Below are 20,886 nucleotides of genomic sequence, written 5' to 3'. Positions count from 1 at the left end.
TAGGTTTTCTGGAGATGATGATATGCCTACAAAGTTCTCAAAATTGCCTTACTGGAATAACTTCAAAACGGTTTCCTGCTTCACGTGGTTTGGGACTAATTAGCATTATTTTCCTGATTAGCCAAAACTTCCGCATACAAACCAATTTTTCCATTAAGACGAAACCCAAATTGCTTTAGCGTGTATTAACGGTTGTTTTTATTTAAATCTTAACCATTCTTCAAAAAAATCACCATTCTCATCAATATCATAAGAGTAATAACCCTCTGTATCTTCAGAACCGTTTGTAATTTTTAGAACATATTCTGTGCGCAATATATAAGTTTTTCCGAGTTCACAATTCCAAAATATTAAACTTTGTTTTTTTTTAATGAACTCAATGTCAATTAAAACCACTTTTGAAAATTTTGGATCTTGACGTATTTCATCTAAGCCTTCATTCTCAATCCATTGCATAGCATTTGTCTTAGCAATATTCCAAAGATCTAGTTTTTTCGAAATTTCATTTAGTTTGTCAATCATTCCTTTTGAGATTAATATATTTTATCTCGTTTAATTTTGCTTCGTTTGATAAAATAACAGCTAACTAACGGATTTAAGCATATTTTTTTTAAGCGAATTTAGTAATGTCTCGTGTTCCATTCCTTCTGAATGATCTATTTCTTCAGTAGCTTCAATCAAACCTTTTTGTTGGTTTTGAGATAAAGAATCCCAATCAGAAATGTCTTTTTTTGATTCGGTCGCTGATACCAATAGGTCATAAAACTTCTTCAAGTTAGATTCGCTTAAATGATCCAACCTTTTCAAAATTTTTAATTTCAATTTGCTCGTAGACATTTTTTTAAATTTTATCGAAAATACAAAAAACAGTAGCAACAATTTGTTTTCCGGTGAATTTAATAATAGTAACTCATTCTTAACCAGAGAAACAAATAGTTGTTGTTTTTTACAATTCATCCTCCAAAAACAACAGTTCAGTTACAATCAATTTTAGTTTCGATTGGTCCAAACTACTTTTACATCAACATAATAAACAACCTTAAAAAAATAAACTATGAAAACATCAGTTCTTATCCTGTTCTTAGCCATAAGTGCAATGGCAACAGCTCAAGTCGCTATCAAAGTAGACATCGTTGGTCTAAAAAACAACAAAGGGCAAGTCCTAATCGGATTGTACAATTCCGAGAATCATTTTCTAAAAAAAGTCTACAAAGGCAATGTCGCTTTAATCAAAAATGCAAAAGCTACCTTCACTTTTGAAAACCTTCCTGCTGGCGAGTATGCGATTAGTGTTTTTCACGATGAAAACAGCAACGGAAAATTAGACACCAACTTTATGGGAATTCCAAAAGAAGCTTATGCAGCTTCAAACGATGCCAAAGGGTTTATGGGACCTCCAAAATACAAAGACGCTAAGTTCCAAGCCACCCAAAACAAGCACATCGTATTGAAAGTATAAGCAGTTTACAATTCATCCTCAAAAAACGACAGTTCAGTCACAATCAATTTTACAGCAGTTACATCAGTAGTACTTTTACATCATCAAAATAACAACAACCATTTAAAAGAAATTAACAACTAAAAAAATAGAAATTATGATCAAAGTTTTAACCGCCACCGCTTTATTTATTTGCAGTTTATTAGCTGCCCAAGGACAATACGAACAAGGAATGGGAAAAGCGTTCCAGTTGTGGGGAGAAGGAAAAAATACCGAAGCTGTAGCTTTATTCGAAAGAATTGCAGCAGTCGAAAAAAACAATTGGTTACCTAATTATTATGTGGCTTTAGTAAACACTACAACCGCTTTTAGAACCAAAGGCAAAGACGAAGTAACAGCTTTGTTGACTAAAGCACAAAACGCTTTGGATGTAGAATTAATCAAAAACGAAAACAATCCCGAATTATTAGTAATGCAAGCTATGATTCACACCGCTTGGATTGCCTATGACCCAATGACCAATGGACAAAAGTTGTCTGGAAAAGTAATGGAACTCTACGGTAAAGCACAGGCTATTGCTCCTGAAAATCCAAGAGTGGTATTTTGTAAAGCCGAGTTTGAAATTGGTGGGGCGAAGTTCTGGGGAACAGATACAACACCTATGTGTGCACAAATTGATAAAGCTATCGGACTTTTTGCTACTTTTAAACCAGAAACAGCTTTCTCACCAAAATGGGGGTTGGACCGTGCTCAAGAAGCTCAAAAAAATTGTAAAAAATAGCATAAATTTCAAATCCTTTCGGAGTCAAAAACGCTGAAAGGGTTGAAAAACCAAAACCAAAAGTCAAAGAATATGGAAAAACAGAAATACAGTACACTAGAAGGAATCAAAAAAGGCTTTATAGATTGTTTGAAGATTACACTAGTATTTACGCTTGTTTTTTCGTTGTTGCAAGGGGATTTCAGTCCTCAAAGTCTACTCACCACTTTTTTAGTTAGTGCTCTATATTCTTACGGAATTGGTTTTGGAAACGGACTCATCAATGATATTTTGGACCGCAGATGGAATTGGTTAGAGCAAACCAATTTGAGAGTGTATTTTGGAATTTTTTGTACCATTTTGTATACTATTCCAGTAGTCTTAGGAATTGATTATTTGACTTTCGTAGTGTTTCAGAAGCTGGAAGTATCCGAGTTTTTCAACAACAGAATGGTTTGGGTGCATATGTTTTATATCATTCTTTCCTTGGGAGTTTCTATTTTTATGCACGCGCGTAGTTTTATGCTCAATTGGAAACAAGCTTCTAAAAAAGAAGTCATCGAACAAAAGATTATTGCTGGAACAGCTTCGGCCAAATTCGAAACCTTAAAAAATCAAATCGATCCACATTTTCTTTTCAATAGTTTGAATGTGTTGAGTTCACTTATCGAAGAAAATCCAGATAATGCCCAACGATTCACCACTTCATTATCTAAAATTTACCGCTATGTGTTGGAACAAAAAGATAAAGAATTGGTATCGGTAGCCGAGGAATTGAGTTTTGCAACGACGTATATGAAATTGCTGAAAATGCGCTTTGAGAACAGCTTGTTTTATGAAGTGACTGCCGAAGTTCAAAACCCAGACGCCAAAGTAGTGCCGCTTTCACTGCAACTGTTATTAGAAAACACCGTAAAGCATAATGTGGTAAGCGAGCAAAGACCTTTGCATATCCGAATTTATATTGAAAATGATTATTTGGTGATTCAGAATGATTTTCAAAAGAAAGAAGTATTGCAAGACCGACAAGGTGTTGGATTACAAAACATCATCAATCGATACGCAATCATTACCAAACGAAAAGTACTGATTGAACAAAACGAACAAACTTTTACCGTTAAAATACCCATTTTAACCCAACAAATAACTGTTATGGAAACGACATTAAATTACAGAGAAAACAATGCGTACTACCGCGCAAAAAAGAGAGTAGAGGAATTAAAAGGATTTTATGGCAATCTGATTTCATATTGTGTAGTTATCCCTATTTTAATTTATGTGAATCTTACTTTTGTCCCACAATTTCATTGGTTTTGGTTTTCCGCTGGTGGCTGGGGATTTGGTTTGATTATGCACGGTTTCAAAGTTTTTGGTTACAGCTCTAGCTGGGAAGAACGAAAAATTCAAGAGATTTTAAGAAAAGAAGACGAACAACAAAAATGGAAATAAAGATGGAACGAATAGATACGAATCAAGAACAAGAAGCTTTGGTTCAAATGGCCAAAGAGAGAGTAAAAAAGCTGAAAGATTTTTATTTTCATATGGTATTTTTTATGCTAGGCGTAGTAATCTATGTTTTGAAAACGTATTATGGCGCACCTTTGAACTTTTTCCCCATTCGGTATATCAACGTTTTTGTAATGGCGATTTGGACGACCTTTTTTGTTATTCAAGCAGTTCAATTGTTTTTTACCGAAGTAATTTTGGGTAAATCTTGGGAAGAAAAGCAAATTAAAAGAATAATCGGAAAGAACAGCGAAAAACAAATTTGGAAATAATTATGGAAACGAATTTTCAAGAAGAAGATAGATATTATCAAGCTCAAAAAAAAGTAAAAGAAATTAAAAAATTTCACGAACATTTGACCGTTTACTTGTTGATAAACCCAATTGTAATAGTTGTAAATCTCATGACATCTCCGGGATATTTATATTTTATATGGTGTTTGTTGGGATGGGGAATTGCAGTAGTTTTGAATGGATTAAAAGTGTATGATTTCGCTCCATTTTTTAATAAGGATTGGGAGGAGAAGCAAATCAAAAAAATACTTGGAGAAAAGACAGAAAAACAAATTTGGAAATAATTATGGAAACGAATTTTCAAGAAGAAGACAGATATTATCAAGCCAAGAAAAGAGTAGAGGATTTAAAAGGATTTTACGGAAATTTGACCTCTTACATTGTAGTGAATATATTTTTAGCAGTAATTAATTTGTTGACCTCGCCAGGATATTTATGGTTCTTTTGGCCTTTACTAGGTTGGGGTGTAGGCGTGTTCTTTCACGCGATGAAAGTGTTCAATTGGATGCCCTTTTTCGGCAAAGAATGGGAAGAGCAAAAAATTAAAGAGTTTATGGAAAAAGAAAAACAATCCAGAAACGATTGGAAATAAATTAAAATAAAAAACATCATGGAAAATAATCAAAACAAATACGATTCATTTTTGGATAAGACTCAAGAAGAACGTTACGATAGCGCTTTTAAAAGAGTGCAAAAAATAAAAGGATTTTATGTGCATCTAATAGTGTATGTTTTAGTCAATATCGGATTAATCGCTATGAGAGCAAGGCATTTGGATTCATTAGATACCAATTTTTGGAGTTGGCAAACACTCAATACCGCCTTCTTTTGGGGAATTGGATTGGTAGCACACGGAGCTTCTGTTTTTGGGAAAGATTTGTTTTTAGGCAAAGATTGGGAGAAAAGAAAAATGGAAGAATTTTTAAAAGAAGAAGATGAAAGACAACAACAATGGAAGTGATTTCTGTTTTCGGTTCTGAGTTCTCGGTTTTCTGCCTTCTGCTTTCTAATTTCTAACTTCTAACCTCAAATAATGACAACAATAATCATCGAAGACGAAAAACCAGCAGCGCGTTTGTTGCAACGTAAACTCGAAAAACTACAAATCAATGTAACCGTGCTGCTGCACTCGGTAGAAGAGGCTATCGAATGGTTTTCGAACCATCCACATCCTGATCTTATTTTTTTGGATATTCAATTATCCGATGGCTTGTCTTTTGCCATTTTTGAAGCGGTCGAAATTAAGAGCGCTATCATTTTTACCACTGCTTATGACGAATATGCATTGCGTGCTTTTAAACTCAACAGTATTGATTATTTACTCAAACCTATCGATGAAGATGACTTGGAAATTGCAGTGAATAAATACAAATCACGAGTACCAGAAAAGGCACCTGAAAATCCTTCGTTTGCATTAGATTTTGAAGCTATCAAAAGGATGCTGACGAACCCATTTGAGAAAAATTACAAAAAGCGATTTACGCTAAAAATAGGGCAACATTTGAAAGTGATTTCAGTTGATGAAATTGAATGTTTTTACAGCGAAAATAAAGGGACCTATTTACACACTTTCGACAACAGAGATTATCTTTTGGAAACCACTTTAGAAGTTTTGGAACAAGAATTAGATCCTACTGCTTTTTACAGAATCAGCCGAAAATTTATCATTCCGCTAAAAGCAATAAAAGAGATTGTGGTGTACAGTAACTCTCGTTTAAAGATTATTTTACCTACTTACAAAGCAGAAGAAGTGATTGTAAGTAGAGAAAAAGTAGCCGATTTCAAGAACTGGATTGGTTAAGAATTAACTTTATTTTTTTGTTTAGATCAAAATTGTTTAACAGACTGTTTATTAGTTTTTTTTACCTGTTTGTTGTAGGGTTTGTCTATGAAGCTTTTATTCGCGAATAAACCGTTTTCTAATGGCTATAATAACAAAAATAAATAAGGTATAGCCAATAAAAAAAGGTGCAATGTATTCGATAAGATGCAGCGGTAGCATCACGGCGATAATTAGCAATTGAAAGCCTAAACCATAAATGGATAACAAGCTCATAAACCAATTCGGAAACGTTTTTACTCTATAAGCCTCTTGGTCTAGGGTGTGAATTATTTTATCAAAAAGCCCATAAACGATTGTATAAATTCGAAACAAAAGAGTCACCGATTTTTGTGTTTCTCCAGGCAAAGCTTTGGGTGTTTTATACTCAAAAATTTTACTGGTACTATCTCCTCCAACCGATTTATGTCTCAAAATTACGTAGTAATAATTGTATAAAGTTCCTTGTAATTGGATGCCGAAAAAAGCTGCAAACGCATACCAAAATGTTGTTTTTGAGACCCAACAAATGGCCATAAAAATCATAAAATTTAGGATGATATCAAAGACACTATCGAGGTATCTACCAACGTATGAAGGTTTGTTTTTTAATCTTGCTAATTCACCATCAGCAGCGTCAATTCCAGATTTTAAAACAATGAAAAAGGCGGCCAAAAAGTAATGATTGGTGAGTATGCAAAAAATGGCAATCAAGCCAGAAAGACCAAAAAGTAATGTTACGTGAATTGGGGTAAACCGAGTTTCTTTTAATTGTTGCGCCAGAAATTTACCAAATGGGCGACCATAATCTGAGAGGTCGAAGAACTTATCTTGTGTTGCAAGTTTTGACATTATAAGCTGTAAAAAGTAGAATGACAATATAGTCGAAGTGCAAAAGTAGCTCTATTTAAGCGGAATAGTTGCCTAAACAATAGTTTACTTTGTGTTAAAGTAAGAAAAGCACGTTTCGAGTTTTAGTACTTTTATGGTACAAAAATCAAATATATTGTGTTATGGCGGTACCAAATTTAAAAGTAATTCAAGCCCTAAGAGAAACCGCTACACAAATAGCAACTAGCGGTCGTTATGAATGGGGGCATATGGGAAGTTGTAATTGTGGGCATTTGGCGCAAAATATAACTTCGTTTACCAGAGCAGAAATTCAACAGTTTGCCTTGCAAAAACGAGGCGATTGGTCGGAACAGGTTATAGATTATTGTCCAACGAGTGGTTATCCTATGGATTTAATTATCGGTAGAATGATTGAATTTGGTTTTACCCAATCAGATTTGCGACAACTCGAAAACTTGTCCAATCCTGAGATTTTAGCTAAAGCTGGCGTGACTTCTTTCAATAGAAATGTGATGTCAGATACGGTAAAATATATGAATGCTTGGGCAGATTTGTTAGAGAACCAATGGATGGAACAAAACATCAATCACATCGTTTTACCAACGTTTGAAAGAGAAGAGATGGTGTATTAGACCATCTCTTTTTCTTATTTAGTGAAACGGTGTAACGTGTAAGTCATAGCTGTCAATAAAAAGAAAGCTGTGATTTGGTGTGCCAATCCTAACCAAAGAGGTACGCTGTATAGCAAAGTCAAAACGCCTAGTGCAAATTGTACAAACACAAGTACTACTAGCGCATTGAGACCGTTTTGTTGGGCAATAGATAAAGTGAATTTTTTGCTTTTGAAATACAGTAAAACCATCAAAGCCACCACAAGATAAGCGGTAGTACGATGCACGAATTGCACGCCGCTTTTTCCTTCAATCAAATTGAGGATAAAACTGTTTTTTTCGATAAATACACTATCGTGAATGAATTGCCCATCGCTCATTAGTGGCCAATGGTTGTGAATTAATCCAGCGTTTAAACCTGCAACAAAACCACCGTATATGATTTGAATAATCAAAAACACAAAGGCAAATCGAGCAATAGTTCTCAACTGAGGATAAAAGTTGTCTTTGTTAGGGTAAATCAAATCCAAAGCCACCCAAAGGGTATAGGCAAAGGTGATGAAAGCAAAAGTAAGGTGTAACGCCAGTCTAAAATGACTCACATCCGGATTGTCGATTAATCCACTTTTTACCATAAACCAACCCAAAAAGCCTTGAAATCCTCCCATACACAAAAGAATAATACATTTTTTGATGGTCGATTTGTCTAATCTTTTTTTGGATAAAAAATAAAAGAAAGGGATTAAAAATACCATACCAATGATTCGACCAATAAAACGGTGAAACCATTCCCAGAAGTAAATGAACTTATAATCAGATAAGGTAAAATCATTGTGAATATTGATTTTTTGATACTCAGGAAACTTTTTGTATTCTTCAAAAGCTTGACTCCATTTCGCCTCTGTCATAGGAGGGAAGGTATCAGTAATCAAATGCCAGTCGGTCATAGAGAGTCCAGAATTAGTCAAACGGGTAATTCCGCCAACCACAACCATTAAAAACAAAAGAAAGCAGCCAGAAAGCAGCCAAATGATAACAGGTTTATTAGATTTAGTCATTTTTTTAGTGATAAAAATCAATTATTTAATTGCAAATTTATGGGTTTGGCAACGAAAAAAAGGGCTAACAATCGTTAATCTTTAGGCCTAATTTGGCTCCTTTTTTTAAGATAAATTCATAAGCAGCTTGGTACTCATTTTGTATTTCTCCTTCTAAAATAGCTTCTTTAACCGCTTCTTTTAGGATGCCAATTTCTCTGGATGGTTTTAAATTGAAGAGCTCCATTATTTCCTCACCACTGATTGGAGGTTGAAAATTGCGAACGTGGTCGCGCGCTTCAACTTCAACAATTTTTTTGCGTACAATTTCAAAATTACTGTGGTATTTTTTGAACTTGTTTGGGTTTTTAGTGGTGATATCGGCCTCGCAAAGTGTCATTAAGTTTTCTACATCTTCTCCTGCGTCAAAAACCAAACGGCGTACTGCTGAATCGGTAACAGTGTCCTGCGCTAAAACAATTGGTCTCGAACTCATTACAACCATTTTTTGTACAAATTTCATTTTGTGATTCAAAGGCATATGCAATCTTTCGAAGATTTTCTTAACCATTTTACCGCCCAAAAACTCGTGACCGTGAAAAGTCCATCCTTGTTTTTTGTTGAAGCGTTTAGTTGGTGCTTTTCCAATATCGTGCAATAAAGCCGACCATCGCAACCAAACATCGTCAGTGTTCGGGCAAATGTTATCGACCACTTCAAGGGTATGGTAAAAGTTGTTTTTATGGGTATGTCCTTCTATTTCTTCTACTTGATTCAAGGCTGTTAATTCAGGTAGAATCAATTCTAATAATCCCGTTTTGTAAAGCAATAAAAAGCCCAAAGAAGGTTTTTCGGTTAGTAGAATTTTGTTTAACTCTTCTACAATACGTTCTCCTGAAATGATTTTTATTCGTTCTGCATTTTTGGTAATGGAAGCTAAAGATTCTGGATGAATATCAAAACCTAATTGCGTAGCAAAACGAATGCCTCTCAACATCCTTAACGGGTCATCCGAAAAGGTAATATCTGGGTCAAGCGGCGTTTTTATGGTTTTGGATTCTAAATCAGAAATACCACCGAAGGGATCCAATAGTTCTCCGTAGTTAGATGGATTCAACGATAAAGCCAAGGCATTAATAGTAAAATCACGTCGGTTTTGATCATCTTGTAAGGTTCCATTTTCTACGATAGGATTTCTGCTATCGTGGGTGTAGGATTCTTTTCTGGCGCCAACAAATTCGATATCGGTATCTTCAAAACGAAGCATAGCGGTCCCATAAGTCTTGAATACTTGTACCTTTGGTTTTTTAGGTAAAAGTTCTGAAACTTTAAGAGCCAATTCGATGCCACTGCCCACAGCCACCACATCGATATCTTTTTTGGAGCCTCTTTGTAAAAGTAAATCCCTAACAAACCCGCCAATTACATAACTTTCTATGTTTAGTTCTTGGGAAGCTTTCGATATTACTTCGAATATTGTGTTATTAAGTGCTGATTTATAATTCATAATTTTTACCGCAAATTCGCAAATTATTTTTTTGAATTTATTATGCGTTTGTATTCTAAAGAAACTAAATTGAAATTTGCCAATATGGCTAATTTATTTTTGGAAACTTTTAAATAATTTAAACATTGGTTATAATGACTGTTATTGAAACAATCAACTGTTTTTATTTCAAGAATGATTTTGTCATAAACTACAAAATCAGCATAAAATTTATGCTTTAAAGTCGTGTTTTTATAGTTTACTGCAAATTCTTTTTCACGTTGATATGGAATGTTGTTTTGTTGAAGTTCAAATTCTATTGCATCTTTGTAAACAATTTCAGAAAATCCTTTTCCAAGATTTTTATGAACTTCAAAAAGTATTCCTACGATTGCATAATTTTCTTCTCTATAAATGTATTCTTCCATATAAATAATACAATTTGCGAATTTGCGGTAAACTACTACTTTCTAATGATTTTAACCTGAGAATCATTCGTCAATTTAATAATCGTAGAAGGTTTTCCTGCAATTTTTTCGTGTTGCAAATTTACAACATAGTCTACGCCTTTTATAATTTCTGGACTAATTTCTTTGAAAGATAATGGTGTGGGTTGTCCAGAAATATTAGCTGAAGTAGATACTAATGGCTTTTTCATACGTTCCAGTAGCTTAAAGCAAAAAGGCTCTTTTACTAGTCTAATACCTAATGATTGGTCTTCAGAAACTAAATTAGGAGCTACATTTCTAGGATTATCTAATATTAAAGTGGTTGGCTTTTCGGATAAATCTAGAATTTGCCAAGCTACTTCTGGAATCTCCTTGAATACATTGTACATCATTTTTTCTCCGTTCATGAGGCAAATCATGCTTTTGCTTTCGGCTCTTCGTTTGAGTTGGTATATTTTGGCAACGGCTTCAGGATTTGTTGCATCGCAGCCTATACCCCAAACGGTATCCGTTGGGTAAAGAATGATACCACCGTTTTTTATTACTTCAAAAGCATTGATGATCTCTTGATTCATTTGCATTTTATTTTAATGATTTTGACTTTGTTTCATAAAATGCAAAACTATCCATTTGATTTTTGATAGCGTATAAAAAAGAGTTTTTTTTCTTAGTTCAGAAATGGATTCGAGATCAATTTTATCTATTGTTTTAAAGCGTTCTTGTTCTGAAAGTTTTTAAGAACTACAACTCAACATCGAACATCCTATTTTAACTCTTGCCCAATCGGGGCGTTTGGCAAACCATTTTTCATATTCTGGCTGCTCTTGATAAGGGTTTTGTAAAAGGGTATACAATTCGTTTAGTATGATATAGTCTCCTTTCTCTGCGGCATCAATACATAATTGCGCCATATAATTGCGAAGGACATATTTTGGATTAACTTGGTTCATTGCTACACTTTTTTCTTTGTCTGATACTACTTCTATTTGAAGTCTATCAATATATTTAGTGAACCAATTGTGCCATTTTAGAGCTATGCTTTCATTGTAATCATTAGCATTATAAAAGGCAAATTCAATTTTTGTTAAAGCTGTTTCTGGAGTATCATTTTTAAGCACTGAACTCAAGTTTCTAAAGAAAATAGTCATATCGGTTTCTATTTCTTGTAGCAAATCAATAAGTTCTTGAATTAATTGGCGATCCTCTTTATCTTTTATTTGTAATCCCAATTTTGATAGCATCATTTGGAGATAGTTGGAGTCATACTGTTTGGTGTAAGCATCTAAAATAGCTTCTAGAGGTTGGGTTTCTTCGATTAGTGGGTATAATGCATTGGCGAGTTGATACAAATTCCATAAGCCAATTTGAGGTTGATTTTCAAATCTATATCTTTTGTGTTGATTATCTGTTGTGTTTGGTGTCCAAGTTGGGTTGTAGTCCTCTAGCCATCCATAGGGTCCATAGTCAATAGTAATACCGTGAATTGACATGTTATCTGTATTCATAACACCATGAACAAAACCGACTCTTTGCCAGTTAAGAATCATTTCAAGTGTGCTTTTAGAAACTGCTTCAAAAAATTGGATGTATTTATCTTTACCAGTTTCTTTTATGGATGCGAAGTAATGTTGAATGGTAAAATCAGCTAGTAATTTCAGATTCGTATGATCTTGTCTGGCGGCAAAAATTTCAAAATTTCCAAATCGAATAAAACTTGGTGCCACTCTACAAACAATAGCGCCTTTTTCGTAAGCTGGATTCCCGTTGTACATAATGTCTCTAAGTACTTCGTCTCCAGTTAAAACTAATGAAAGGGATCGAGTAGTGGGTACTCCTAAATGATGCATGGCTTCTGCGCATAAGTATTCACGAATGGATGATCGTAAAACAGCCAATCCATCTGCAGTTCGTGAATAGGGGGTTGGTCCAGCACCTTTTAATTGTAACGTAAAGTTTTTCCCTTCATGAGTAACTTCCATCAAATTAATAGCTCTACCGTCTCCTAATTGTCCTGCCCAATTCCCAAATTGATGACCTGCATAACACATAGCAAAAGGTTGAGTACTTGGATAAGTTTTTGACCCACTGAAAATAGCTAAGAAATCTTCTTGTCCAATATCGTCCTTAGTTAGGCCAATTTGCTTTGCAACATCAGTAGCAGTATGAATTAAGTATGGATTTGAAGGTATTTTTGGTAACACATAAGAAAAGCATGCATGATACACTTGTCTAGGTGAATTGTCGGAGTTGCTATCTGCTGGTAATTCTTTAGTGAATAGATTGTTGAGGGTAAACGTCATTTTTTGATAAAAATAGTAGTATTACTTCAAATTTTGCCTAATTTGAAAATACTGAATTAGCTAGTAAAAATAAATCAATCTGTTCTAATTTCTTGTCCTTTTTGAATTTTATTAATTAATTAACTTGTTTTGTTATTTGTGTTTTTTATTGTTGCCTTAAAACCAACGGATGGAAAAATTTATTCATTTATAGCCGAAGTAAATATCGTATTGTAAAGTTTAACGGGAAGACTTATCCATCCAATCCATCACATTGCCAGAACTAAAAGTTACGCCTGGGGATGGTTCACCAAGAGTATTAGCTTTTGAGTATGAACCTTATGCTGGGTTTAAATTTTAATAATAAGAAAAAGGCTTTTTGAATACTATCAAAAAGCCTTTTTTATCACATTTTGTAAATCTAATTATTATTGCTTTTTATACACAGCGTATATTATATTTAGTGTTTTTTGGTCTAAAACCGAGTCAATTTCTGTTTTGATATAATGCAATTTAAATGCTTTGATAGCAGCATTTAAATTTTTAGTATCATAACCAATTATTCGCAAAGCCATTTCTGCATTAAAATCTGTAGGTGCTGTTTCTAATAAATCGTCTGGCCAGATTCCGAACCCTTTTTCGGCTAACAATTGCCATGGAAATAAAGCACTAGGATCTACTTTTCTAGTAGGAGCAATATCAGAGTGACCTATAAAATTTTGCGTTGGAATATTGTAGTCTTTTTTCAATTTTGTTAAAAGAGCCAATAAACTATTAATTTGTACTTCAGAAAATGGTTCTGAACCATTATTGTCAAGTTCGATCCCAATTGAAGCAGAGTTGATATCGCTATTTCTTCCCCAAGTTCCATTGCCTGCATGCCAACCTCTTAAATAGTCATTTAGCATTTGAACCACTTTTCCATCTTCAGCGATCACATAATGAGCGCTAACTTTTGTGCTTGCCAATGTAAATGTTTTTAATGTTTGTTTTAAGGAATCCTGTGCAGTATGGTGTATGATTACAAAATTAGGTTTTCTTAAGTTGAAATTTACCGTACCAATCCATTCTGTTTTAATGTTTTCTAGTGCTGTAGGATTAGATTTAGATATGGAATCCTTCAGTGTATTGATTTGTTTTGTGTAAAGCGTATCATGAGAGGTGGTGGTAGTTTCTACTTTTGTTAGTGGAATAGCCTCTTTCTCAGCTAGTTTTTGTTGTAAAATTTTTAATTGTTGTTCGTATACTTTATTACTTTCCTTATAAGGATTAGTTCCGCATGAACTTATAAGTAAACCCAAAGAAATACTAAGTATAAGTTGTCTAAACATCGATAATTAATTAGTTGGTTGAGTGGTTAGATTTTATTTCTTTTTCTTCTTTTTGAATCCTCCAGCAATGATTTTTTTATAAAGATCTTTTTGATCTGGATTCAATAACTCTAGTATTTTTCGATCTGTATTTTCAGAGATTACCTTAATATCCTCGCTCTTACTTTCGTTAGAACCTTCTTTTTTTATAATTACGCCTTGAGCATTTAGACTTTGAATCAAAATATTTTTAATAGCAATCTCTTGCAAAGCATCCAAGTTCATTTCTGTTTTAAGATTTTCCATTACTCTGCTCGCCGTTTCTTCATTGGAAGGCGGCTTTGGTGCGCTTTGTGTAGGTCCTGAACCCATTTGGTTCATTTGGCTCATTCTTCCATTGTTCCCATATCCATTATTAAATTGTGCCCAATGGGTTTGAGTGAAAAACAAAGTGCATCCTAAAAAAAATAAAAATTGAATCTTTTGCATCATTAATTGATTTTTATATATTCAAATATACTAATTAAACGGTTCTCCGTATAAGTCAAATTCAGTAGCTTCTGTAATTTTTATCATTACAAATTCGCCAGTTTTTACATAATGTTTTGAGGCGTCTATCAATACTTCGTTATCTACATCAGGGCTGTCAAATTCGGTTCTTCCAATAAAATGAGCTCCTTCTTTGCGATCAATAATACATTTGAACGTTTTACCTACTTTTTCTTGATTTAAATCCCATGAAATTTGTGATTGCAATTCCATAAGTTCGTTGACGCGTTCTTGCTTTATCTCATCAGGAACATTGTCTTCAAGTAAATAGGCATGTGTATTCTCTTCGTGTGAATAAGCAAAACAACCCATTCTGTCAAATTTCATTTCTTGCACAAAATCTTTTAACGTGTCAAAGTCCTCTTGAGTTTCTCCGGGATATCCTACGATTAAAGTTGTGCGAATTGTGATACCTGGAACAGCCGCTCTAAAATCTTTCAACAATTGAGTAGTTTTTGCTTGAGTTGTTCCTCGACGCATAGATTTCAGAATGCCGTCCGAAATGTGTTGCAACGGAATATCAATATAGTTACATATTTTTGGTTCACGTTTCATGATTTCCAATACATCCATAGGGAAACCAGTTGGGAAAGCATAATGCAAACGAATCCATTCAATACCTTCTACTTTTACTAATGCTTCTAGTAAATCCCCAAGTGCACGTTTTTTATATAAATCAAGACCATAATACGTCAAGTCTTGAGCAATCAAAATCAATTCTTTTACACCATCTTTGGCTAATCCTTCTGCTTCTTTAACCAATTTTTCAATGGTTTGAGAAACATTTTTTCCTCTCATTAGCGGAATCGCACAAAAACTACAAGGTCTATCACAACCTTCCGAAATTTTCAAATAAGCGTAGTTTTTTGGTGTTGTTGTCAAGCGCTCGCCTAATAATTCATGCTTGTAATCTGCCCCCAAAGCCTTCAATAAGCCAGGCAATTCAGTGGTTCCAAAATACTGATCTACATTTGGAATTTCTTTTTCTAAATCAGGACGATATCTTTCAGAAAGGCAACCTGTTACAAAAACTTTGTCAACTAAGCCTTTTTCTTTTTTATCCGCATATTCCAAAATCATGTTAACCGATTCGGCTTTAGCGTTATCAATAAAACCACAAGTGTTAATTACTATGATATTTCCTTCGTCCTCTGCTTTTGCTTCGTGAGTAACTTCTTTCCCGCTGGCACGAAGTTGTCCCATCAAGACTTCGCTATCATATACATTTTTTGAACACCCTAAAGTGATGACATTAATTTTATTCTTTTTTGTTGACTTTGTTCTCATAGTATAAATTCCCCTTCTTCTAGGAATTGGCAAAATTACGCTTTTTTTTCTTCAGAAAAAGCATTAATTACGCATGAGATCTCTATATGTATTGGATTTTAGATAGATTTTATAATTGTTTTAGAAGCGGGAAGGACTCGGCTTCATTGGCATCAAAGACCCGTCATCCGCTATATCTTTGCCTTTTGAAAGAAAAAAGGCAAAGGATGCCGCTCCTACCGGGGCTATTAGGAAGATAGGGCTTTTTTGTTGTCAATAAAAAGATGAAACGAAAATATAACAGCAAAAAACAGAAGCCGAACTTGGCTTCTGTTTTATTTCTTTTTATAATTCAAACAACATCGTCAGTGAGACATTATTATTGATGGCGTCTATACTCGCCCCATCTTTAAGTCCAGCACTAAAAAAACCTTGTTGATAATTTCTCTTAGCATAAGAATAAGCAAGGTCGACTTTCGTTGCTCCAAAATTGTATCCCAAACCTCCAGAATAACCTGTCAAATCACCAATGGTGGTTTTGTTTTGATAAGGGCTTTTTTCTATTCGGTAGCCACCTCTCAAACTCAATGCTTTAATTTTGTATTCAGCACCAATTCGTAATTCGCCTGAAGTTTTAAGAGTTGCATTCATTTCAGCGTTTAAATCTCTATAATAATCGTCATTTGTTGGTCTAAATTTTACATTTGAATAATCTTTAATAGAGTAATCAATACTTATCAATCCTTTTTTGCCAAACACATAAGCCGCACTTCCGGTAAATTTACTCGCAGTTTGCAAGCGGTAAGGAGCGTAATAATTAGTAACACGCGGGTCAATCACATCGGCAGGTAATTCTCCTGAAGTATTGCTTCTAACAGAACTTAATGTTTGTGTTAATTCATCACTCAAATTCATCCAGGTTGGAGATTCATAGGCCGCACCCAGTCTCAACCCGTCTGTGATTTTTGCAATAGTACCTATTTGAAAAGAAAATCCCGTTCCGTTAGTGTATAAATCATTACTAAAACGCATTCTGTTAATTCGATCTTCGTTCGTTAAGGTGTTGTCATTGTCTTCGTAAAATCTAGAAGATTGAGTGAAATTTGAGAAATGCGAGTTAAGGTTTATACCTATATAAAGTCTGTCTTTATAGGAGGAAGAAAAATTAAAGGATAACTTTCCGTTGTATCCATTGGAGTAAATTGCGTTTTCTTGGTAATAATTGCCTCCTTCGCGCACATTTGAGGTATAGGCGGTATTATTGGTTGCATTTGAAACAGGATTGATAATATATCCGTGAAAACCAAAGAAAGCTTGTTGTTGTCTGTAGCTTAATTCAGGATAGTTTCCGAATTCAATTGTGTTTAAAGGAACTTTTCCATTGGCATAACTCAAAAAATAATTCGCAATTGAGTTCGTTGGATTTACTCCCGCAGAAAATTTTGCATTGTCAAAATTGTTGGTGTTTTCATAGTTAACTGCAAAGGCAATTTTAGTCCATTTCGCATTTTTGTCATAGTTTTTAAACACAAAAACACCTCCTGCTTGATTCAAATCAAAAGAATTTTCACTGTCGCTAGTTTGAGATCCAAAATAATTTGAATTGTTTTTAGTGCCATAATTACTGATGGTTAATCCTAATTGGTTGTTGTTAAATACAGCAGAACTAGCAGGATTTACATTTATGGAGGATAAATCACCTCCCAATGCTCCAAAAGCTCCACTCATTGCTCTGTATCTTGCAGTACCGTTGAGGTTGTCTACAGAATAACGTAACGCGTCAGATATATCTTGCGCATTTGCCGATGTAAACACAAAAGCAAAAGCAAGTAGTATAAAGGTATTCTTCATGTTGATTAAGTTAGTTTGATTGAATGGTTTTTAAAAAAGAAACTATTATCCTCTTCCGCCTCTTCCGCCACCACCACCACCAGAAGATCTTGATCCTCCGCCTCCGCCAGAAGAACGCATGCTTCCGCTTGAAGAACTTGATGAGCTTGGAGAATAGGAGCGAGTAGGAGTGTAACTATTGCTTCTTGATCTTGAAGAGTTAGTAGAATTTGTATTGTAATTGCTGCTCTCTCTGCTAGTTCTTGTGGTAGTATATGACGAATTGTTTGAGTTAGAACTACTATTTCTTCTATTGAAAGAATTGCTAGAACTGTAATCAGAATTCGAATTTCTTCGATTAAAAGAATTGTTAGAGCTGTAATCAGAATTCGAATTTCTTCTAAAATCAGTACTGCTTCTTCTGTTATAATTAGTTACATTTTGACTATTGCGGTTGTTGTAGGTTCTATTGACGTAATTTCCGTTAGAATATCCAGAGCCTCTTCTGCTAGTATTGTAGGCATAATTGTTGTGTCTATAGCTTGGATATCCCCAGCCATCATTCCAACCCCAGCCACCATTCCAGCCCCATCCAGCATTCCATCCCCATCCGCCATTCCATCCCCAGCCGCCATTCCATCCCCATCCAGTATTCCATCCCCATCCGCCATTCCATCCCCAAGGGTTATTCCATCCCCATCCGCCATACCAGTTGTTCATGCCCCATCCCCATCCAGCACCATACCAATTATTCCAACCATTATCGTTGATGTTTATGGTAGTGCTTTGTGGATTGCTTCCCCAGCTTGCGTAGCCTGTATTTGGTGCTTGAATGCTATCATTAACATCTACATAATTATTATAACTTTCTACATCAGTAAAAATTTCTGCTGATGAATTGGTGTTTTGTAGAGAATTAAAGTATTCTTGATATTGATTGCCTGCGGTGTTTTGAGATTCATTGTAAACAACTCTAGGGGAATTTGACCCATAAACACCATCAGTTTCGTAGTAGGAGCTGTTTTGGTAAGATCCACACGATGTAATTAATAAACTTAAAAATCCAATAAGAGTAAATTGGTTTATATTTCTTGAGGAAAAAACAGTAGTTTTCATATTCTATGGGATTTTTTATTGTTGAACAATACAAAAATAGTTAGTTTTGCCTAACTAATACGTTAAAAAAAATAAAACAAACTTTGTGCCAAACTATTAAATATGAGCAAGAACCTTACTACAAGAGAAGAAGATTATTCGAAATGGTATAATGAGCTAGTTGTAAAAGCTGATTTAGCCGAGAATTCAGGGGTTAGAGGCTGTATGGTGATTAAGCCGTACGGATATGCTATCTGGGAAAAAATGCAAGCTGAGTTGGATCGTATGTTTAAAGAAACGGGACATCAAAATGCTTATTTTCCTTTGTTTGTGCCCAAAAGCATGTTTGAGGCTGAGGAAAAAAATGCAGAGGGTTTTGCCAAGGAATGTGCTATTGTTACACATTATAGATTAAAAAACGATCCTGATAAGCCTGGGAAATTAATGGTTGATCCAAATGCTAAATTAGAGGAGGAACTAATTGTGCGTCCAACGAGTGAGGCGATTATTTGGTCAACCTATAAGGGATGGGTTCAGTCGTATAGAGATTTGCCATTATTGATTAATCAATGGGCGAATGTAGTTAGATGGGAGATGAGAACACGTTTGTTTTTGAGAACTGCAGAGTTTTTATGGCAAGAAGGGCATACTGCTCACGCTACGAAAAAAGAAGCTATTGAAGAATCGGAAAAAATGATGAATGTATACGCTGATTTTGTTCAGAATTTTATGGCCATACCGGTTGTAAAAGGATTAAAAACAGAAACGGAGCGATTTGCTGGAGCTGAAGAAACATATTGTATTGAAGCGTTAATGCAAGATGGGAAAGCATTGCAAGCAGGTACTTCACATTTTTTAGGTCAAAATTTCGCAAAGGCTTTTGATGTTAAGTTTGCTAATGCGGAAGGGAAGCAAGAATATGTTTGGGGAACTTCTTGGGGGGTTTCAACCCGATTGATGGGGGCTTTGGTTATGACACATTCTGATGATAAAGGTTTGGTTTTGCCTCCTAATTTGGCACCAATACAAGTTGTGATTGTGCCTATATATAAGTCAGAAGAGCAATTGCAAGCTATTTCGGCTGCTGTTGCTAGTGTTTCAGCTGCTCTACGTAAGCTTGGTGTTAGTGTTAAATATGATGACAGAACTACTCAGAAGCCAGGATTTAAGTTTGCGGAGTGGGAATTAAAAGGTGTTCCAGTTCGAATTGCTGTAGGACCAAAAGATTTGGAAAATGGTACTTTTGAAGTGGCAAGACGAGATAATTTGTCTAAAGAAGTTGTGGTAGCAGATGGAATAGAAAATTATATTGCAAATTTATTATCACAGATTCAAGCAGACTTATTCGCCAATGCATTATCGTATAGAGAAAATCATATAACGGAAGTGAATAGTTTTGAGGAATTTAAGTCTGTTTTGGAAGGCAAAGGTGGATTTGTATCCGCACATTGGGATGGTACTGCAGTTACTGAAGAAAAGATAAAAGAATTGACAAAAGCAACCATAAGATGTATTCCTTTAGATAGAGTAGAGGAGGCGGGAAGCTGTGTTTTTACTGGGAATCCTTCGGTTGGAAGAGTGTTTTTTGCTAAGGCTTATTAAAAAAAAAATAATTTTTTTTGCATCAGCTATTGCGCTTCTCAAAAATAGTTGTATTTTTGCATCCGCAATACAGAAGCAGGGTCCGTTCGTCTATCGGTTAGGACGCCAGGTTTTCATCCTGGTAAGGGGGGTTCGATTCCCCCACGGACTACAAATTTGTTTTGAGATTTTAAAGTTTTTCCTGGACTTATCAGGATAATGGTCCGTTCGTCTATCGGTTAGGACGCCAGGTTTTCATCCTGGTAAGGGGGGTTCGATTCCCCCACGGACTACAAATTTTTTATTGAATTGATTCCCGAACTTAGAAGAATATTGGTCCGTTCGTCTAGGGGTTAGGACGCCAAGATTTCGTCTTGGTAACAGGGGTTCGATTCCCTTACGGACTACGAAAAAATAATAAAGATAAAAAAATAATACAATGGCAAATCATAAGTCAGCTCTAAAGAGAATTAGAAGTAACGAAAAGAAAAGAGTGTTAAATAGATATCAACACAAAACTACTCGTAATGCTATCAAAGCGTTAAGAATTGCTACGGATAAAGCTGACGCTACAGCTAAATTATCTGCTGTTATTTCTATGATTGATAAGTTAGCAAAGAAAAATATAATTCATGACAATAAAGCTTCTAACTTAAAGTCTAAGTTAACTAAACATGTTGCTAAGTTGTAATGTACGATAATGTATTGATAATAAAAAACTCCCT

At 34.8% G+C, this 20,886-nt stretch carries 24 protein-coding genes and 3 tRNA genes; 14 read left to right on the top strand and 13 right to left on the bottom strand.

What is annotated here, in order from left to right; genetic code table 11:
* Positions 1-198 precede the first annotated feature (198 nt).
* Together WFZ86_RS04760 and WFZ86_RS04755 are read right to left on the bottom strand one after the other, a co-directional pair.
* Positions 199-522, bottom strand: a complete 324-nt coding sequence (locus tag WFZ86_RS04760) for a hypothetical protein (RefSeq protein ID WP_342690869.1) — start codon at positions 520-522, stop codon at positions 199-201.
* A gap of 60 nt (positions 523-582) precedes the next feature.
* The gene (locus tag WFZ86_RS04755) at positions 583-837 is read right to left on the bottom strand and encodes a hypothetical protein (protein ID WP_342690868.1); all 255 of its coding nucleotides are present in this window, start codon (positions 835-837) and stop codon (positions 583-585) included.
* A gap of 217 nt (positions 838-1,054) precedes the next feature.
* Between WFZ86_RS04755 and WFZ86_RS04750 the strand changes: the two genes are divergently transcribed.
* From WFZ86_RS04750 to WFZ86_RS04715, 8 genes are all read left to right on the top strand, one after another.
* Positions 1,055-1,459: a DUF2141 domain-containing protein gene (locus WFZ86_RS04750; RefSeq protein ID WP_315169980.1), complete on the top strand. Its 405-nt coding sequence runs from the start codon at positions 1,055-1,057 to the stop codon at positions 1,457-1,459.
* 136 nt (positions 1,460-1,595) lie between these two features.
* Positions 1,596-2,219: a hypothetical protein gene (locus tag WFZ86_RS04745; protein ID WP_342690867.1), complete on the top strand. Its 624-nt coding sequence runs from the start codon at positions 1,596-1,598 to the stop codon at positions 2,217-2,219.
* A gap of 72 nt (positions 2,220-2,291) precedes the next feature.
* Entirely contained in the window at positions 2,292-3,647 is a 1,356-nt protein-coding gene (locus tag WFZ86_RS04740; protein WP_342690866.1) for a histidine kinase, read from the top strand.
* A gap of 2 nt (positions 3,648-3,649) precedes the next feature.
* Complete coding sequence (locus WFZ86_RS04735; protein WP_342690865.1) at positions 3,650-3,976, top strand: 2TM domain-containing protein; 327 nt, start codon at positions 3,650-3,652, stop codon at positions 3,974-3,976.
* Positions 3,977-3,978: 2 nt separating this feature from the next.
* The gene (locus WFZ86_RS04730) at positions 3,979-4,281 is read left to right on the top strand and encodes a 2TM domain-containing protein (protein WP_342690864.1); all 303 of its coding nucleotides are present in this window, start codon (positions 3,979-3,981) and stop codon (positions 4,279-4,281) included.
* Positions 4,282-4,283: 2 nt separating this feature from the next.
* Complete coding sequence (locus WFZ86_RS04725; RefSeq protein WP_024981118.1) at positions 4,284-4,589, top strand: 2TM domain-containing protein; 306 nt, start codon at positions 4,284-4,286, stop codon at positions 4,587-4,589.
* Positions 4,590-4,607: 18 nt separating this feature from the next.
* On the top strand, positions 4,608-4,958 hold the full coding sequence (locus tag WFZ86_RS04720; RefSeq protein WP_342690863.1) for a 2TM domain-containing protein: 351 nt from the start codon (positions 4,608-4,610) through the stop codon (positions 4,956-4,958).
* A gap of 72 nt (positions 4,959-5,030) precedes the next feature.
* Positions 5,031-5,798 (top strand): LytR/AlgR family response regulator transcription factor, encoded by a 768-nt coding sequence (locus WFZ86_RS04715; protein WP_342690862.1) that lies wholly within the window; start codon positions 5,031-5,033, stop codon positions 5,796-5,798.
* Positions 5,799-5,894: 96 nt separating this feature from the next.
* Here WFZ86_RS04715 and WFZ86_RS04710 read toward each other — a convergent pair whose 3' ends face one another.
* The gene (locus WFZ86_RS04710; RefSeq protein WP_342690861.1) at positions 5,895-6,668 is read right to left on the bottom strand and encodes a CDP-alcohol phosphatidyltransferase family protein; all 774 of its coding nucleotides are present in this window, start codon (positions 6,666-6,668) and stop codon (positions 5,895-5,897) included.
* A gap of 161 nt (positions 6,669-6,829) precedes the next feature.
* Here WFZ86_RS04710 and WFZ86_RS04705 point away from each other — a divergent pair, with 161 nt between their 5' ends.
* The gene (locus WFZ86_RS04705) at positions 6,830-7,300 is read left to right on the top strand and encodes a hypothetical protein (protein ID WP_342690860.1); all 471 of its coding nucleotides are present in this window, start codon (positions 6,830-6,832) and stop codon (positions 7,298-7,300) included.
* 14 nt (positions 7,301-7,314) lie between these two features.
* On the opposite strand, the gene WFZ86_RS04700 is transcribed toward WFZ86_RS04705, so the two are convergent.
* From WFZ86_RS04700 to WFZ86_RS04655, 10 genes are all read right to left on the bottom strand, one after another.
* Complete coding sequence (locus WFZ86_RS04700; protein ID WP_342690859.1) at positions 7,315-8,337, bottom strand: COX15/CtaA family protein; 1,023 nt, start codon at positions 8,335-8,337, stop codon at positions 7,315-7,317.
* A gap of 64 nt (positions 8,338-8,401) precedes the next feature.
* On the bottom strand, positions 8,402-9,823 hold the full coding sequence (locus WFZ86_RS04695) for a CCA tRNA nucleotidyltransferase (protein WP_342690858.1): 1,422 nt from the start codon (positions 9,821-9,823) through the stop codon (positions 8,402-8,404).
* A gap of 23 nt (positions 9,824-9,846) precedes the next feature.
* Complete coding sequence (locus WFZ86_RS04690; protein WP_315141797.1) at positions 9,847-10,230, bottom strand: GxxExxY protein; 384 nt, start codon at positions 10,228-10,230, stop codon at positions 9,847-9,849.
* Between the two features lie 35 nt (positions 10,231-10,265).
* Positions 10,266-10,832: an L-threonylcarbamoyladenylate synthase gene (locus WFZ86_RS04685; protein ID WP_342690857.1), complete on the bottom strand. Its 567-nt coding sequence runs from the start codon at positions 10,830-10,832 to the stop codon at positions 10,266-10,268.
* Positions 10,833-10,985: 153 nt separating this feature from the next.
* On the bottom strand, positions 10,986-12,551 hold the full coding sequence (locus tag WFZ86_RS04680; protein WP_342690856.1) for a protein adenylyltransferase SelO: 1,566 nt from the start codon (positions 12,549-12,551) through the stop codon (positions 10,986-10,988).
* Between the two features lie 407 nt (positions 12,552-12,958).
* Positions 12,959-13,861, bottom strand: a complete 903-nt coding sequence (locus tag WFZ86_RS04675) for an N-acetylmuramoyl-L-alanine amidase (protein ID WP_342690855.1) — start codon at positions 13,859-13,861, stop codon at positions 12,959-12,961.
* A 33-nt stretch (positions 13,862-13,894) separates the two neighbouring features.
* Complete coding sequence (locus tag WFZ86_RS04670) at positions 13,895-14,332, bottom strand: hypothetical protein (RefSeq protein WP_342690854.1); 438 nt, start codon at positions 14,330-14,332, stop codon at positions 13,895-13,897.
* Positions 14,333-14,359: 27 nt separating this feature from the next.
* Positions 14,360-15,676: a 30S ribosomal protein S12 methylthiotransferase RimO gene (rimO, locus tag WFZ86_RS04665; RefSeq protein WP_342690853.1), complete on the bottom strand. Its 1,317-nt coding sequence runs from the start codon at positions 15,674-15,676 to the stop codon at positions 14,360-14,362.
* Between the two features lie 324 nt (positions 15,677-16,000).
* Positions 16,001-17,506 carry an OmpP1/FadL family transporter gene (locus WFZ86_RS04660; RefSeq protein ID WP_342690852.1) on the bottom strand — a complete coding sequence of 502 codons (1,506 nt, stop codon included), beginning with the start codon at positions 17,504-17,506 and terminating at the stop codon, positions 16,001-16,003.
* A 45-nt stretch (positions 17,507-17,551) separates the two neighbouring features.
* Positions 17,552-18,601, bottom strand: a complete 1,050-nt coding sequence (locus WFZ86_RS04655) for a hypothetical protein (RefSeq protein WP_342690851.1) — start codon at positions 18,599-18,601, stop codon at positions 17,552-17,554.
* A 102-nt stretch (positions 18,602-18,703) separates the two neighbouring features.
* Here WFZ86_RS04655 and proS point away from each other — a divergent pair, with 102 nt between their 5' ends.
* The 5 genes from proS to rpsT all read left to right on the top strand — a co-directional run bounded on the left by proS (position 18,704) and on the right by rpsT (position 20,852).
* Positions 18,704-20,182 (top strand): proline--tRNA ligase, encoded by a 1,479-nt coding sequence (gene proS, locus WFZ86_RS04650; RefSeq protein WP_342690850.1) that lies wholly within the window; start codon positions 18,704-18,706, stop codon positions 20,180-20,182.
* Between the two features lie 79 nt (positions 20,183-20,261).
* Positions 20,262-20,333: transfer RNA gene (locus tag WFZ86_RS04645), tRNA-Glu, on the top strand.
* Between the two features lie 49 nt (positions 20,334-20,382).
* Positions 20,383-20,454: transfer RNA gene (locus WFZ86_RS04640), tRNA-Glu, on the top strand.
* Between the two features lie 42 nt (positions 20,455-20,496).
* Positions 20,497-20,568 (top strand) — tRNA-Glu (locus tag WFZ86_RS04635).
* A gap of 32 nt (positions 20,569-20,600) precedes the next feature.
* On the top strand, positions 20,601-20,852 hold the full coding sequence (gene rpsT, locus WFZ86_RS04630) for a 30S ribosomal protein S20 (protein ID WP_064715194.1): 252 nt from the start codon (positions 20,601-20,603) through the stop codon (positions 20,850-20,852).
* The last annotated feature ends 34 nt before the right edge of the window (positions 20,853-20,886 follow it).

It is taken from the genome of Flavobacterium polysaccharolyticum, assembly GCF_038739875.1.
Taxonomy (GTDB): domain Bacteria; phylum Bacteroidota; class Bacteroidia; order Flavobacteriales; family Flavobacteriaceae; genus Flavobacterium; species Flavobacterium polysaccharolyticum.
This window is presented reverse-complemented; position numbering and strand designations above follow the sequence as displayed.

Coding starts and splice junctions, on each gene's coding strand:
- WFZ86_RS04720 (WP_342690863.1), top strand. CDS start 4,608: ATGGAAAATAATCAAAACAAATACGATTCATTTTTGGATAAGACTCAA.
- WFZ86_RS04745 (WP_342690867.1), top strand. CDS start 1,596: ATGATCAAAGTTTTAACCGCCACCGCTTTATTTATTTGCAGTTTATTA.
- WFZ86_RS04715 (WP_342690862.1), top strand. CDS start 5,031: ATGACAACAATAATCATCGAAGACGAAAAACCAGCAGCGCGTTTGTTG.
- proS (WP_342690850.1), top strand. CDS start 18,704: ATGAGCAAGAACCTTACTACAAGAGAAGAAGATTATTCGAAATGGTAT.
- rpsT (WP_064715194.1), top strand. CDS start 20,601: ATGGCAAATCATAAGTCAGCTCTAAAGAGAATTAGAAGTAACGAAAAG.
- WFZ86_RS04735 (WP_342690865.1), top strand. CDS start 3,650: ATGGAACGAATAGATACGAATCAAGAACAAGAAGCTTTGGTTCAAATG.
- WFZ86_RS04655 (WP_342690851.1), bottom strand. CDS start 18,601: ATGAAAACTACTGTTTTTTCCTCAAGAAATATAAACCAATTTACTCTT.
- rimO (WP_342690853.1), bottom strand. CDS start 15,676: ATGAGAACAAAGTCAACAAAAAAGAATAAAATTAATGTCATCACTTTA.
- WFZ86_RS04740 (WP_342690866.1), top strand. CDS start 2,292: ATGGAAAAACAGAAATACAGTACACTAGAAGGAATCAAAAAAGGCTTT.
- WFZ86_RS04725 (WP_024981118.1), top strand. CDS start 4,284: ATGGAAACGAATTTTCAAGAAGAAGACAGATATTATCAAGCCAAGAAA.
- WFZ86_RS04705 (WP_342690860.1), top strand. CDS start 6,830: ATGGCGGTACCAAATTTAAAAGTAATTCAAGCCCTAAGAGAAACCGCT.
- WFZ86_RS04670 (WP_342690854.1), bottom strand. CDS start 14,332: ATGATGCAAAAGATTCAATTTTTATTTTTTTTAGGATGCACTTTGTTT.
- WFZ86_RS04730 (WP_342690864.1), top strand. CDS start 3,979: ATGGAAACGAATTTTCAAGAAGAAGATAGATATTATCAAGCTCAAAAA.
- WFZ86_RS04685 (WP_342690857.1), bottom strand. CDS start 10,832: ATGCAAATGAATCAAGAGATCATCAATGCTTTTGAAGTAATAAAAAAC.
- WFZ86_RS04695 (WP_342690858.1), bottom strand. CDS start 9,823: ATGAATTATAAATCAGCACTTAATAACACAATATTCGAAGTAATATCG.
- WFZ86_RS04680 (WP_342690856.1), bottom strand. CDS start 12,551: ATGACGTTTACCCTCAACAATCTATTCACTAAAGAATTACCAGCAGAT.
- WFZ86_RS04760 (WP_342690869.1), bottom strand. CDS start 522: ATGATTGACAAACTAAATGAAATTTCGAAAAAACTAGATCTTTGGAAT.
- WFZ86_RS04660 (WP_342690852.1), bottom strand. CDS start 17,506: ATGAAGAATACCTTTATACTACTTGCTTTTGCTTTTGTGTTTACATCG.
- WFZ86_RS04675 (WP_342690855.1), bottom strand. CDS start 13,861: ATGTTTAGACAACTTATACTTAGTATTTCTTTGGGTTTACTTATAAGT.
- WFZ86_RS04755 (WP_342690868.1), bottom strand. CDS start 837: ATGTCTACGAGCAAATTGAAATTAAAAATTTTGAAAAGGTTGGATCAT.
- WFZ86_RS04690 (WP_315141797.1), bottom strand. CDS start 10,230: ATGGAAGAATACATTTATAGAGAAGAAAATTATGCAATCGTAGGAATA.
- WFZ86_RS04700 (WP_342690859.1), bottom strand. CDS start 8,337: ATGACTAAATCTAATAAACCTGTTATCATTTGGCTGCTTTCTGGCTGC.
- WFZ86_RS04750 (WP_315169980.1), top strand. CDS start 1,055: ATGAAAACATCAGTTCTTATCCTGTTCTTAGCCATAAGTGCAATGGCA.
- WFZ86_RS04710 (WP_342690861.1), bottom strand. CDS start 6,668: ATGTCAAAACTTGCAACACAAGATAAGTTCTTCGACCTCTCAGATTAT.